This is a genomic window from Agrococcus sp. SGAir0287 (assembly GCF_005484985.1).
Taxonomy (GTDB): domain Bacteria; phylum Actinomycetota; class Actinomycetes; order Actinomycetales; family Microbacteriaceae; genus Agrococcus.
In genome coordinates this window covers 1,420,727-1,432,961 of record NZ_CP027942.1, presented here as the reverse complement: position 1 = coordinate 1,432,961, position 12,235 = coordinate 1,420,727, and the positions used below count along the sequence as shown (strand labels likewise).

Annotated in this window: 16 protein-coding genes and 1 pseudogene; 7 read left to right on the top strand and 10 right to left on the bottom strand. The window is 68.1% G+C overall.

The features are described from left to right. Positions 1-44 precede the first annotated feature (44 nt). The 7 genes and pseudogenes from C1N71_RS06870 to C1N71_RS06840 form a co-directional block, all read right to left on the bottom strand. The gene (locus tag C1N71_RS06870; RefSeq protein WP_137755716.1) at positions 45-716 is read right to left on the bottom strand and encodes an anti-sigma factor family protein; all 672 of its coding nucleotides are present in this window, start codon (positions 714-716) and stop codon (positions 45-47) included. Next, positions 713-1,261 carry a sigma-70 family RNA polymerase sigma factor gene (locus tag C1N71_RS06865; RefSeq protein WP_137755715.1) on the bottom strand — a complete coding sequence of 183 codons (549 nt, stop codon included), beginning with the start codon at positions 1,259-1,261 and terminating at the stop codon, positions 713-715. The genes C1N71_RS06870 and C1N71_RS06865 overlap by 4 nt, the downstream gene beginning before the upstream one ends. Positions 1,262-1,423: 162 nt before the next feature. Then, complete coding sequence (locus tag C1N71_RS06860; RefSeq protein WP_137755714.1) at positions 1,424-1,816, bottom strand: fluoride efflux transporter FluC; 393 nt, start codon at positions 1,814-1,816, stop codon at positions 1,424-1,426. Next, positions 1,813-2,265 (bottom strand): fluoride efflux transporter FluC, encoded by a 453-nt coding sequence (locus C1N71_RS06855; protein WP_137755713.1) that lies wholly within the window; start codon positions 2,263-2,265, stop codon positions 1,813-1,815. The genes C1N71_RS06860 and C1N71_RS06855 overlap by 4 nt, the downstream gene beginning before the upstream one ends. Before the next feature lie 192 nt (positions 2,266-2,457). Next, positions 2,458-2,631 (bottom strand): annotated as a pseudogene (locus tag C1N71_RS15315) (cytochrome ubiquinol oxidase subunit I); the annotation flags it as partial. Continuing rightward, positions 2,631-3,215: a uracil-DNA glycosylase family protein gene (locus C1N71_RS06845; RefSeq protein WP_137755712.1), complete on the bottom strand. Its 585-nt coding sequence runs from the start codon at positions 3,213-3,215 to the stop codon at positions 2,631-2,633. The pseudogene C1N71_RS15315 and the gene C1N71_RS06845, both read right to left, overlap by 1 nt. Next, a complete protein-coding gene (locus C1N71_RS06840; protein WP_254678132.1) occupies positions 3,212-4,390 on the bottom strand; it encodes a TDT family transporter in 1,179 nt (392 codons plus the stop codon). Before C1N71_RS06840 ends, C1N71_RS06845 begins: the two co-directional genes overlap by 4 nt. 70 nt (positions 4,391-4,460) lie before the next feature. Here C1N71_RS06840 and C1N71_RS06835 point away from each other — a divergent pair, with 70 nt between their 5' ends. Next, complete coding sequence (locus C1N71_RS06835; RefSeq protein ID WP_137755711.1) at positions 4,461-5,366, top strand: LysR family transcriptional regulator; 906 nt, start codon at positions 4,461-4,463, stop codon at positions 5,364-5,366. 371 nt (positions 5,367-5,737) lie between these two features. Here the strand turns inward: C1N71_RS06835 and C1N71_RS06830 are convergent, their stop codons facing one another. Then, entirely contained in the window at positions 5,738-6,478 is a 741-nt protein-coding gene (locus C1N71_RS06830) for a hypothetical protein (protein WP_137755710.1), read from the bottom strand. Between the two features lie 314 nt (positions 6,479-6,792). Between C1N71_RS06830 and cmtR the strand changes: the two genes are divergently transcribed. The 3 genes from cmtR (at position 6,793) to C1N71_RS06815 (ending at position 8,730) form a co-directional block, all read left to right on the top strand. Then, on the top strand, positions 6,793-7,146 hold the full coding sequence (cmtR, locus tag C1N71_RS06825) for a Cd(II)/Pb(II)-sensing metalloregulatory transcriptional regulator CmtR (RefSeq protein WP_137755709.1): 354 nt from the start codon (positions 6,793-6,795) through the stop codon (positions 7,144-7,146). Further along, positions 7,143-7,796, top strand: coding sequence for a cation transporter (locus C1N71_RS06820; protein ID WP_035253547.1), 654 nt, complete (start codon positions 7,143-7,145; stop codon positions 7,794-7,796). Before cmtR ends, C1N71_RS06820 begins: the two co-directional genes overlap by 4 nt. A gap of 87 nt (positions 7,797-7,883) precedes the next feature. Beyond that, positions 7,884-8,730 (top strand): IS5 family transposase gene (locus C1N71_RS06815; RefSeq protein ID WP_441297175.1). Its coding sequence is split into 2 segments (ribosomal slippage): positions 7,884-8,189 and positions 8,191-8,730, totalling 846 coding nucleotides; the frame shifts between segments, so codons are not numbered across the junction. On the opposite strand, the gene C1N71_RS06810 is transcribed toward C1N71_RS06815, so the two are convergent. Further along, the gene (locus tag C1N71_RS06810; protein WP_368074142.1) at positions 8,711-9,100 is read right to left on the bottom strand and encodes a hypothetical protein; all 390 of its coding nucleotides are present in this window, start codon (positions 9,098-9,100) and stop codon (positions 8,711-8,713) included. The genes C1N71_RS06815 and C1N71_RS06810 overlap by 20 nt on opposite strands. A 7-nt stretch (positions 9,101-9,107) precedes the next feature. Here C1N71_RS06810 and C1N71_RS06805 point away from each other — a divergent pair, with 7 nt between their 5' ends. After that, positions 9,108-9,716: a cadmium resistance transporter gene (locus C1N71_RS06805; RefSeq protein WP_137755707.1), complete on the top strand. Its 609-nt coding sequence runs from the start codon at positions 9,108-9,110 to the stop codon at positions 9,714-9,716. Positions 9,717-9,814: 98 nt separating this feature from the next. Next, positions 9,815-10,276, top strand: coding sequence for a signal peptidase II (locus C1N71_RS06800; RefSeq protein ID WP_254678130.1), 462 nt, complete (start codon positions 9,815-9,817; stop codon positions 10,274-10,276). Positions 10,277-10,497: 221 nt separating this feature from the next. Here the strand turns inward: C1N71_RS06800 and C1N71_RS06795 are convergent, their stop codons facing one another. Beyond that, positions 10,498-10,842: an ArsR/SmtB family transcription factor gene (locus C1N71_RS06795; protein ID WP_137755705.1), complete on the bottom strand. Its 345-nt coding sequence runs from the start codon at positions 10,840-10,842 to the stop codon at positions 10,498-10,500. 77 nt (positions 10,843-10,919) lie between these two features. Between C1N71_RS06795 and C1N71_RS06790 the strand changes: the two genes are divergently transcribed. Next, positions 10,920-12,221 (top strand): NAD(P)-binding domain-containing protein, encoded by a 1,302-nt coding sequence (locus tag C1N71_RS06790; RefSeq protein ID WP_137755704.1) that lies wholly within the window; start codon positions 10,920-10,922, stop codon positions 12,219-12,221. Positions 12,222-12,235: the final 14 nt, after the last annotated feature.

The following is a 12,235-nucleotide window of genomic DNA, read 5'->3' as shown; positions in this document are numbered from 1 at the left end:
CTGCGGAGGACACGACGGCGGGCGACGATCGGTTCACCGTGATCTCACGGGCTGTCGACATTCGCCACCAAGACGTCGGAGCCCGACGCGCTGCGGATGATGATCGTGGCGATGTCGGCGAGGTCGAGCGCTGTCCCGGCAGGCAGCGTGATGCTGGCTCCCGGCACGGCGGACCAGGAAGAGACGCTCGCGGCATGACCGTCGAGGTCGACGACCACGAGCTCGTAGGTCCACAGCCCGTCAGGCCCCGACCACGATTGCCCCGTCGGGTAGTCGCACTCGAGGGCGATGCGTGTTCCCCACGGGACTCGCTGCAACGACACGTCTGCGGTCATGCTGGTGTCGGTCACGGGCGCCATCGCGACGGCGAGGTCTGTCGGAGCATCGCGCGCACCGACCCAGACGCCGACGACGATCACGGTCGTCGCGACCAACGCAGCTGCGACTGCGGCGACCGCGCGCCGTGGACGACGACGTCGTCGGCGCCGCGCCGTCCGCAGCGATGCGTGCGTCAGGAGGTCGCCGGGCGGATCCGCGGTCGTCTCCGCGTACGCTGCACGCGAGAGCAACCCTGGCATCGCGGCGAGCTCTGAGACGGCGCGCGTGCAGATCTCGCACGTCGCGAGGTGCGCTTCGAACTCGTGCCGCTCCCCCGATGACAGCACACCGAGCACATAGGCCGCATCCCAGTCGGCGAACCGGTCATGGTCGTTCATCGGGTGATCCCCCTTTCCTGGAAGGCGAGCCGTAGCGCGCGCATGCCGTAATGCAGTCGTGACTTCACCGTGCCTTCTGCGACACCGAGCACCTCGCTCAGTTGCGCGACCGAGTGTCCTCCGTAATACGCGCGCACGATGACCTCGCGGTGCTGTTCGGACAACGACGCGATCGCATCGCGCAAGAGCATCGCGTCGAGCACTGCGTCGTCTTGGGCCGAGAGGAGCACGTCGTCTCGATCCGACAGCGGACGCTCGGGCCGCCTGCCCGCCCGGCGAGCTCGATCGACGACCTGGTTGCGCGCGACGGTGAAGAGCCATCCACGCACAGCCTCGGGCGGATCCTTCAGGAGGCTGTCGTGCCTCCACGCGCGGATGAGCGTCTCCTGGACGACGTCGTCGGCGTCAGCCGTGGACCCCGTCAGCGAGACCACGTAGCGCCAGAGCGGTCCAGCATGGAGGTCCCGGAGTCGGACGAGCGCAGCATCGACGCCAGCAGCAGCATCGATCGCGTCGTCTCGGTTCGATGTCACGGGATCCTCCATGTCGAGGACACGCTGGCCGCACGCATTCGGTTCAGCAGTCATGGACGGCGCAGCGCGCACCCAGGCGACGCGGCCGGTCCAATCATGAGCGAGCGGGCGGCCGTGGACAAGGCGGCCGCCCGCTCTGGCCCGCCGCGCTTCGCAGGTCGCGGCGGGATCCTGTCAGCCGCTGCCGAGAGCGAGTCCGAGTCCGAGCGCGAGGCCGGCAGCGGCGAGGGCGATGCCTCCCACGAGCAGGCCGACGCTGTTCGCGAGCGCGGACAGCGGCTTGCGGTCGAGCAGGAGACGGACGATCTCGACGGTCGTCGTGCTGAAGGTCGTGTATCCGCCGAGGAAGCCGACGCCGATGATCGTGGTGGCCTCTGCGCCGACGGCGTTCGCGCCTGCGAGGCCGGTGACTACGCCGAGAGCGGCCGATCCGGTGAGGTTGATGACGGCCGTCGCGATCGGGAAGCGTAGGCGAGTGCGGGCGGTGATGGCGGCATCGACGAGGTAGCGCGATGCCGCGCCTGCACCGCCGGCGAAAGCGGTGAGTGCCACCAGCAGTGCGGTCATGCTGCCCTGCGTCCTGCGAGACGGATGCCGAGCCATGCTGCTGCGACGCCAAGCACGGTCTGGCCCAGCGCGAACAGGATCAGCGACAGGGGGCCGACTGCCGCGAGCTGCGCGGCGTCGACCGCGATGGCGCTGTAAGTGGTGAATCCTCCCAGCACGCCTGTGCCGAGGAGCATGCGCACGTCTCGGGGTCGGCCGACGTCGGGACCTCGCATGCTCAGTCGCTCGAGCAGGACGCCGAGGGCGAAGGCTCCTGCGACGTTGATCGCGACGACGGTCGTCAGCGCCGCCGCCTCGGGCGTCCATAGCGTCACGCCCGCGCGAGCACCGGCGCCGATCGTGCCACCTGCGAAGACGAGCGACGCATGTCGCAACGACGGTCGCCCATGCCGCGGAGCGGGCTCCTGGTCCGAGTCGAGCGGACTCTGGACGATGGGGTCGGTGCTCATGGTCTCCCTATCTGCGCGCACACGAATGCATCAGATAGGGACCGTTGTCGGACGCGACGCCCGAGGTTGGTGACGGTGGGCCCCACCACCGTGACCGAAGCCGTCTCCAGCCTGGCACTCGCGGCCGAACTGCGCAATGGCTCACCAAGCATCCCAGTTGCCGACAGGCGTTGAGAGGAGATAAGGGAGCCGCTACTTGACCTTGCCTTCGGGGATGTCGAGCACGGGCCGCTCGGGAGCGTCTTTGAAGGGTCCGACGCCGACCTCGGGGTGGTGCAGGTCGAACGCCGGCGACTCGCTGCGGATGCGGGGAATCGACGTGAAGTTGTGGCGCGGCGGCGGGCAGCTCGTGGCCCACTCGAGTGTCAGTCACCATCGCCTCGCCTCGCGATCTCGCATGCGAGCGCCAGCGCATGCTCTGCGCGGGTGCGCTGCTCGTGGCGGTGGCGCCCGTTGGCGGGCGACGGATGCGGGGCCGCGAGCACGGGGACGACGGTGGGGTCGTCGGCGAGGGTGAAGTGGCGCATGACGCCGTCCAACGCGATGGTGCCGAAGGTCACGATAACGCGCAGGTATGGCAACGTGTCGAGGAGTTCGGCGAGTGCTGCGCGCCCGGCTTCTCGCTCTGCAACGGTCGCGCGACCGTGCACCTGCCACGGGATGAGGTTCCACCGCAGCATCCATGAGCGCGGGAGGCCCACGGCGTGGCGGGCGTCTCGCAGCGCAGCCGCGGTCGGGCCGGTGTTGTCCTCGCTGCAGATCGCCGCTGCGCCCGCGGCGATGGTCGCCGGTCCCGGCGACTCCATGAGCACGAGGACGCGGCTGCGAGCACCTCCGGAGCGCGGGTCGAAGCCGGGCACGAATCGGGGCGCGCCCGTCGAGTCGGTGCGCCATCGCGCGGCGAGCGCGTCGAGGGCTTCGATCGGTCCGAAGTCGGTCTCGTCGTTCATGCGGTCCTCGGTGGTGCCAGGAGGGTGCCGTGGATGACGGATCCGTGGAACGTGCGCACGGCGACGATCAGCCAGGCTGCGACGAGCGCGACGTAGGCGGCGACTGCGAGGACCTGCACGAGCACGAGTCCGGAGTGCAGCGCGAGCCCGTTGAGACCGGTGACGCAGGTGCCGACGGGGAACGTGAACGACCACCAGGTGAGGCTGAACGGTAGATGCTCGCGGGCGGTGCGGATCGTGATGGCGGCGGCGATGGTTGCCCAGAGGAGCGCGAAGCCGAGCATCGCGAATCCGTAGACGAGCGCCACGATGGTCAGTGCGTGCACCGTGTGGTCGTCGACGACGCTGGAGGCGTTCGTGGCGAGCAGGTTGACGGCCGTGATCGACTGGCCGACGGGTCCGAGCACGATCCACAGCGTCGGGACCATGCCGGCGGGTCCGACCTTGTGCTGCACGAGTCGGTTCCAGATGAGCGTGATGACGACGAGCGAAGCGATGAGGCTCAGCCCGAAGAAGCCGTAGCAGGCCCAGAGCAGCGTCTCGCGCAGCTGCCCCGCCGGCGTGTGCGGCAGCAGCAGCGCGCCCGTCGAGGCTGACACCATCGGCGGCACGATCGGCATCAACCATCCCCCGAACGCTGACTCCGGTGCGTAGTCGTGGCGGGTGAAGGCGAGGAACGGCACGAGCACGGCCGTGGCCAGTCCCGCGACCGTCCCGACGGTCCAGAGCACCAAGTCGATCGCGATCGCAGCCTCCATGCCGATCCAGTCCGAGCCGAGCAGCAGCGTGCCGGCACCGACGGTGAGGAACGCCATCGCCGGCGCGCCGTAGAAGTGCGAGATCACCGGGTGCAGGTGATGCCGTGCCGCCGTCGACCGATAGCGCACCCAGTGCAGCACGGTCGCGATCGTCAGGGCCACGAGCAGCAGCGCGCTGAGCGCCCACACCACGGTCGCCGCGGTCCGCAGGCCAGGTACCTGCACCGGCAGGGACGCCGCCGCGACCGCCACGATGCCCGTGCCCATGATCGATGCGAACCAGTTCGGCGTGAGGTTCGAGACGATCTCGCCGGGATGCTCGAGTGCGCGCAGCAGCGTCCGCTGCGCACGCGCCGGCTCGCGCAGCGTCTGCCCGGCGGGCTCCTGCGGCAGCTTCGAATGCTCAGTCGAGATCACCAGCCCACCCTCCTCCCGCCGAGGGGCGCCCGCTACGGCGGACCTGCTGGATGCGTCACAATCATTGACTGTGGCAACGCGCAGGCTCACCGACCATGTTCTCGATCTCGACACCCTCGAGGTGCTCCGCGCCGTCGGCAGCACGCGATCGCTCTCCGCAGCGGCACGCGAGCTCGGCGTCACGCAGCAGGCGGTGTCCGCCCGCATCCGCGTCGCGGAACGCCTCGTCGGAGTGCCACTCGTCGTGCGCTCGTCGACAGGATCGACGACCACCGATGCGGGCCGTCGACTCGTCGAGCTCGCGGAGCCTGTCCTGCACGCCGCGCGGGCCCTGGACGAGTGCGTCGCGGCGCTCCGAGCGCCGCGCGGGGAGCTCGCCGTCGCCGCGTCTCACACGATCGCCGAGCTGCTGATGCCAAAGTGGCTGTCCGAGCTGCGCCGTTCCTTCCCAGACGTCTCGGTGCGTCTCACGGCCGCCAACTCGACCACCGTGATCGAGCTGGTCCGGCATGGCCGCGTCGACGTCGGCTTCATCGAGGGGTCCACCGCACCCGCCGACCTCGCCACGCTGCCGCTCCTCGATGACGAGCTGGTCCTCGTCGCGACATTGGACCACCCTTGGACCGAGGAGCAGCCCGTCGCTCCAGTAGACATTGCAGCGACGCCGCTGCTGATGCGCGAACCTGGCTCCGGGACACGCGCCACCATCGAAGCCTGGTTCGCCCACATGGGGCTCGCGCCCGCGGCGCCCGCAGCAGAGCTCGAGACGACCGCGATCATCCGGGCCACCGCACGCGCAGGTGTCGCCCCGGCGGTACTCAGCCTCAGATCCGCCGAGCCCGACCTCGCTACCGGAGAGCTGGCCCGCATCGCGCACTCCGGGGACCCGATCCTGCGCACGTTCACCGCCATCTGGACAGGAGAGCGATCGCCCGCAGCTCGAGCCTTCACGAACCTCGCACGCGCCCTTGCGTGAGATTGTGGCACCGCGGATCTGCATCTCGAGCACGACGGCTCGGGCCATGCTGCTGCTCTCAATCACTCGACGCGTGCCGGCTCACGACCTAGGTTGATATCCCCGATATCCAGTTGAGGAGGGATGACGCACTCACGCCCTCCTGATGCGCCTCCCCGCACGCCGGAGTGGATCTGCCGAGATCGGCTTTCGACCGGGGCTTCCTCTGAGCGAACCGCGTCGCGCGATGCCAGCGCGCCAGCTCGGATGGTGCAGATCTTGCAACATCCGGAACTACGTCCTGGCCGCAGATTTCGTCTGATGACTTGCAGAAACTGCACCAATGGTGCAGATCTCGAAACCGGTGGTCCTCGGCCACGCCGTTTGATCGTCTAGAGCGTCTCGTTCTGACCTGGCAGACGATCGCGGTAGCGATCAATGAGCCAGTCGACGGCCGCGTCGACATCGAGGTCGCCATCATCACCTGTGGTCAACTGCGCCGAGAACGTCTCGATGATCACTTTGACGTCTTCCTCTGAGACGGGGACCAAGGCGGACGCCGTCATCGCTGCGCTGAGTGGGTCGACTCCAGCTTCGCTCCGTCCCTCCCAGTGGTTCCATTGGTTGCGGAGTTCATGAGTCAGACGGGCCGCGAGTTCTACACGGGTCGCAGGTGCGTCTGGGCCCGACCACGGGATTGCCTCGCGGCGGTTGTGATCGTCCCACCAGGGTCGGGAGTACCTGATCGCCAGCGGGGATCGTGCCAACGATCGCGCCTTCTCAGCAGTGTCGGGGATCACGAGCTCGAGCAGAGGTAGCCGCCGGAACGCGCCCCACTCGATGAGCCAAGTGAGCTGGGTGAGAGCCCAGTCGAAGTGAAGCGCCGGATCCTGCGGACTATCACCGTCGTTGACGTCTGCGAGCGCGACGTCGCTCTCCGCGGTGAATGGTCCAAAGCCGATGAAGGCGCCCCCTCGAAGGAAGGAGACATGCACGTTCCGGCGGGGCTGAGAGACCGGAGTCAGACGTAGTTCCCCGGGCGCGGGAGAGGTCGACATGAACGTCCCGCCCGCGAACGCGCGCAAAGCAGTAAGGAGCGCGTGCGCCGTCTGCTGGTCCGGGTCTGTGGGCACGTCGCGAGCGTAGCCTCGACCGCTTTCCTGTCGGAGATGGCTCGCGACGCTCCTTCACGACCTAGGTTGATATCCCCGGTATCCAGTCAAATCGGGTAGTACCTCCACTCGCACCACTGGTATCGCTCCTCCAGGCCGCGGCGGAACGCTCCAGCAAGCCGCCTGGCCGGTGTGTTATGCCGGAATCGCGAGGGTCTGGTCGGCGCCCGAGCGCTTCAGTTGCTGCAGCAGCTGCACCAACCGGATGCGCCGCGTGCCGTCCGTCTGCGCCTCCATGATCGTCGACACGACAGCGTTTGCTGTATAGTCAGTGTGTGCCGACTATTGCGAACCGACTGGACGTCATGCATCGGCTGGGCCGGGCGATGGCGGATCCGACCCGCTCACGCATCTTGCTGACCTTGCTGCAAGGACCGAACTATCCCGCGGTCCTTGCGCGCGCGCTCGAGCTGACGCGCTCGAACGTATCGAATCATCTCGCCTGCCTACGTGATTGCGGCATCGTCGTGACCGAGCCTGAGGGCCGCCAGACGCGGTACGAGATCGCCGACCCGCACCTCGCACGGGCGCTGACTGCGCTGGTCGAGGTGACATTGGCCGTGGACGAGCAAGCGCCATGCCTCGACCCGGAGTGTTCGGTCCCCGGCTGCTGCGAGTCGGTCCGATGAGCGCGGGGACGCTGACCGAGGCACGACGGAGCACCCTGCATCGCCGCGTGCGGTTCATCGTCGGCTTCACGATCACCTACAACGTCATCGAGGCGATCGTCGCGATATGGGCGGGCTCGATGGCCTCCTCGGCCGCGCTGATCGGGTTCGGGCTTGATTCGATCGTCGAGGTGCTCTCCGCGGCCGCAGTCGCGTGGCAGTTCACACGCAAGAATCCGGAACGGTGGGAGAAGGCCACCGTCCGCGCGATCGGCATCGCATTCTTCGCCCTCGCCGCCTACGTCATCATCGACGCGGTCCTCACGCTGACCGGCGTGGAAGAGGTTGACCACAGCCCGCTCGGCATCGGCATCGCCACCCTCAGCCTGCTCGTCATGCCGGCGCTCGCCTGGTTCGAGTTCCGCACCGGCCGCGAGCTCGGCTCGCGCAGCGTGCAAGCGGACGCCAAGCAATTGCTCCTCTGCATTTACCTGTCGGGCACGGTGCTCATCGGCCTGCTGCTCAACCTGCTCTTCGGCTGGATGTGGGCAGATTCCGTGGCTGCCCTCATCGTCGCTGGGCTCGCGATCCGCGAAGGCATCGAGGCGTGGCGCGGCGATGTCGAATCGCCCTTCGAAGTCCTGGGCGAGCTCGAAGCGAAGAACGACTAGGGCGTGTTGATCAAGAGGTTCCGCTCCTCGGTGGGTGAGTCTTGAACGGTGACGCGACAGGAGATCTCTGACGAGGTGTGGGCCGTGATGGAGCCGTTGATGCCGACGGTGACCGGTCGGTCGCGGCCGTGGGCGGATCACCGGCTCGCTATCGAGGGGATGGCGTGGAAGTACCGGACCGGTGCGCCGTGGCGTGACGTTCCGGAACGGTTCGGGAAGTGGAACTCGATCTACAAGCGGTTCAACCGGTGGGCCGGGGACGGCACCTGGCAGAAGCTGCTCACCGAGGTGCAGAAGCAGGCCGACGCCGCTGGGGAAATCGACTGGGTCGTCGCGATCGACTCCACGATCGCGCGCGTGCATCAGCACGGCGCGACCCTCGCCCGGGACACAGGGGGCTGTGCCGAATCACAAGAATCCGTGGTCCGAGCCGCCTGATCACGGGATCGGACGCTCCCGCGGCGGGCTGACGACCAAACTGCACCTGGTCTGCGACGGCCGCGGCCGGCCGCTGAGCATGATGATCACCGCCGGGAACATCAACGACACCACGATGATGAGCGCGGTGCTGGAGAACATCCGCGTTCCCCGCGACGGGAAGGGCCGCCCCCGCACCCGCCCCGACCGGGTGCTCGCCGACAAGGGGTACCCCTCAAGGGCGAACCGCGCCTGGCTCCGCGACCGGAGGATCGCGGCGACCATCCCCGAGCGGGACGACCAGATCGCGCACCGCCGCAAGAAGCCGGGCCGGCCGATCGCTTTCGGCGACAAGCAGAAGGAACGCTACAAGGGACGCAACGTCGTAGAACGCTGCTTCAACCGTCTCAAGCAGTGGCGCGGCATCGCGATGCGCTCGACCAAACTCGCCCGCAACTACCGAGCCGCCGTCAGCCTCGCCGCGGCGCTGATCTGGATCAAGACCGATCTCCGCTGAGCGCTTCGCGCTCCTGCAGCGTGCGCTCAAGCTGTCCCACCGTCGGCGCACCCGCAATGCCGCGCTCGGTCAGATAGACCCTGCACGCCAAGTCGGCAGTGTTCCCCTGGGACGGGAACAAGTCCTGACCGTCCAGAAGAATCGTGGGCGAGCCCGCGAAACCAGAGCTCACCGCCTCAGCCTCGGTGCGGATCAACACGAACTCCACCGGAACATCGCCCCGTCCGATCGAGTCGAGCACCAGCCGTACTCGATCGCCCGCCTCCTGCCAATTCGGGCAATCCTCGATATGCAGCACCTGGATCTTCACACGCCCATTCTCCCGCGCAACTCGCGGCGGCTGGCCACCCCGCACCTTCTTGATCAACACGCCCTAGATGCTCGCGACCATCGCCTCCGCGATCGGCATGTTCGCGGCAACCAACATCGACGACATCGTCATACTCACCGTGCTCTTCCTCGCATCATCCCGCGGCGGGCCGCGGCCCTGGCAGAGCGTCCTCGGCCAATACCTCGGATTCGCGACGCTCGTTGCGATCAGCGTGGTCGCGGCACTCGGGCTCACGATCATCCCGGACGAGTGGGTCGGCTTCCTCGGGCTCATCCCGCTGCTGATCGGTGTAATCGGACTCATCCGGGGACTGCGCGATCGTGACGATGCAGATCCTGACGAGTCGGCGATGAAAGACCTCGGCTTGCTCGGCGTCGCCGGAATCACCATCGCAAATGGGGCGGACAACATCAGCCTCTACACGCCGGTGTTCCGAACCATCTCGCCCGCGGACACCGCGATCACCATCGTCGTGTTCCTCGCTCTGGTGAGCGTCTGGTGCCTCTTCGGCAAGCTCATCGGCACACACAAAGCCGTCACCGAGACTCTCGAGCGGATCGAGCACTGGCTGGTCCCCGCCGTGTTCATCGGTCTCGGCCTGTTCATCCTGATCGAGTCCGGCGTCATTCCGCGCCTATTCGAGGTACTGGCCTGATGTCGACGACTGGCAGCAGCGCACCAGGTCCCTCGGCGGCACAGACAGTCGTCGAGGGGATCGCCCCCTCACCACACACGAGACCTCGACTGTGGAGGGTGACACTGCTCGGCTACGTCGCCGCGCTCGCAGCCGTGGCGATCGATCAACTCAGCAAGGTCTGGGCAGAGGCGAGCCTCGCTGTCGGCGAGCGTCATCCACTACTGGGCGACATGCTCGCGATGCAACTCACCTACAACCCTGGGGCGGCATTCTCTCTCGGCGCCAGCGCAACGCCGCTCATTACCGTCCTCGCCGCCGGAGGCACGATGTTCGCGGCTTGGCTCACCTGGAGAACCACGTCGTTGCCATGGGCACTGAGCCTTGGCCTCATCCTCGGCGGCGGCCTCGGGAACGTCATCGACCGCCTGGCACGACCCCCTGGTCCCGCCCGTGGTCACGTCGTGGACTTCATCGCCTACGCCGACTGGTTCATCGGAAACGTCGCCGACGTGTTCGTCTTCGGTGGTCTGGCGCTGTGCATCGTCTTGGCCTTCATGGGTAGACCCATGCGGCCCTAGTCCTCAGTGCCTGGCGGGAGCTCACGACGTAAGTTGATATCCCCGATATCCAGTCGTAAACAGGGATGAAGTACTCACGTCGTGGCGATACGCCTCCCCGTGCGACCGGGTAGGCACGAAGGAATCAACCGCTGACCGGCGCTTAGCCCCAGCTGATGACCTGGCCGACGGCGAGGGCGGCGAGACGCCAGTCGAGGCGCTCGTCGACGGAGGCGGTCACGTCAGAGTGCGCGGAGGGACGCCGCAGTGGCGTCAAGGGCACCGGGTGCGATCGCGTAGTACGCCCAGCGCCCGCGCTGATCCCGAGTGACGAAGCCCGCCTCGGCGAGGATCTTCATGTGGTGCGACACCGTGCCCTGGGAGAGTCCCACCGGCTCGGTGAGGTCGCAGATGCACGCCTCTCCCCCGTCGCTCGCAGCGATCAGCGACAGCAGACGCACACGCGTCGGGTCACCGAGCGCCTTGAAGCGCACTGCGAGCTGCTCAGCGGCGGCGGCATCGATCGCCGCCTCTCCCACAGGAGTGCAGCACGCGTCGGCGGCGGTCGTGGTCGTCACGCGCACCATCCTGACACATTGATTGACGTTCGTCGATGGATGCTGCATGCTCATCGCATCGACGTTCTTCGATCCTAGGAGTGGTGATGGCTGAGCAGCCGGTGGTCGTGATCGGTGCGGGTCCGCAGGGACTTGCGATGGCGGCGCATCTGACGGAGCGGGGTGTCGAGGCGGTGGTGCTCGAGCGCGGCGGATCTGCTGGCGCAGCGGTGGCCGAGTGGGGCCATGTTCGGCTGTTCTCGGCATGGGATGAGCTCGTGGACGCCGCAGCGGTTCGACTGCTCGAGCGGTCTGGGTGGGTCGCTCCCGAGCGCGCCTACCCGACAGGTGCGCAGTGGGTGGAGCGCTACCTCGCACCCTTGGCTACCGCCCTGGGCGAGCGGGTGCGCACCGGCCAGAGGGTGACGGCGGTGACGAAGCAGGGCCGAGACAAGGTCGTCTCGCAGGGTCGCGTGGAGGTTCCGTTCATCGTGCATGTCACCGGCGCAGACGGCAGCGAGGAGCGCATCAGCGCACGCGCCGTCGTCGACGCGAGCGGCACGTGGGGGCAGCCGGGTCCGATGGGCGCGGATGGCGTGCCCGCCATCGGCGAGCGTGCTGCAGCCGACCGGATCTCGTACCGGATCCCGGACGATGTTCAGGCGTTCGCCAGTCAGCACGTCGTGGTCGTCGGCGCCGGCCATTCGGCCACGCATGCGCTGCTGCAGCTCGATCGCCTCGCGCGACGCGCACCCGATACGCGCATCACCTGGCTGCTGCGCCGCGGCTCGACGGCGAACGTGTTCGGCGGCGGCATCGGCGACGAGTTGCCCGAGCGGGCGGCGCTGGGCGCGCGGGCGCGTCGCGCCGTCGACGCCGGCCGCGTCGACCTCGTCAGCGGGTTCCGGGTCGCTGAGGTGCGGCAGAGCGGCGACGGGCTCGCGATCGTCGGCGAGGACGGACGCGTCATCCAGGACGTCGGCCATGCGTTCGCGCTGACGGGCTTCCGCCCCGACCTGTCGATCCTGTCTGAGCTGCGACTGGCGATCGACTCGTCGCTGGACGCCGTCGACGGGATCGCCGCGTCGATCGACCCGAACCTCCACTCCTGCGGCTCGGTCGGTGCCACCGGCGCGGCCGAGCTCGCCCAGCCCGACGCGAACCTCTTCGTCGTGGGCGCGAAGTCCTACGGTCGCGCCCCGACGTTCCTCGCGCTCACCGGATACGAGCAGGTCCGCAGCGTCGCAGCGCACATCGCTGGCGACCATGAGGCTGCAGCCCGCGACGAGCTCGTCCTGCCCGACACCGGCGTCTGCGGCGGCGCGAGCGCGTTCGACGCGCCTGCCGCCTCCGGATGCTGCGCGCCCGCGCCCGCCCTGGTCCAGATCGGCGCGCGCCCCGTCACCTGATGTTCATCCGGCGC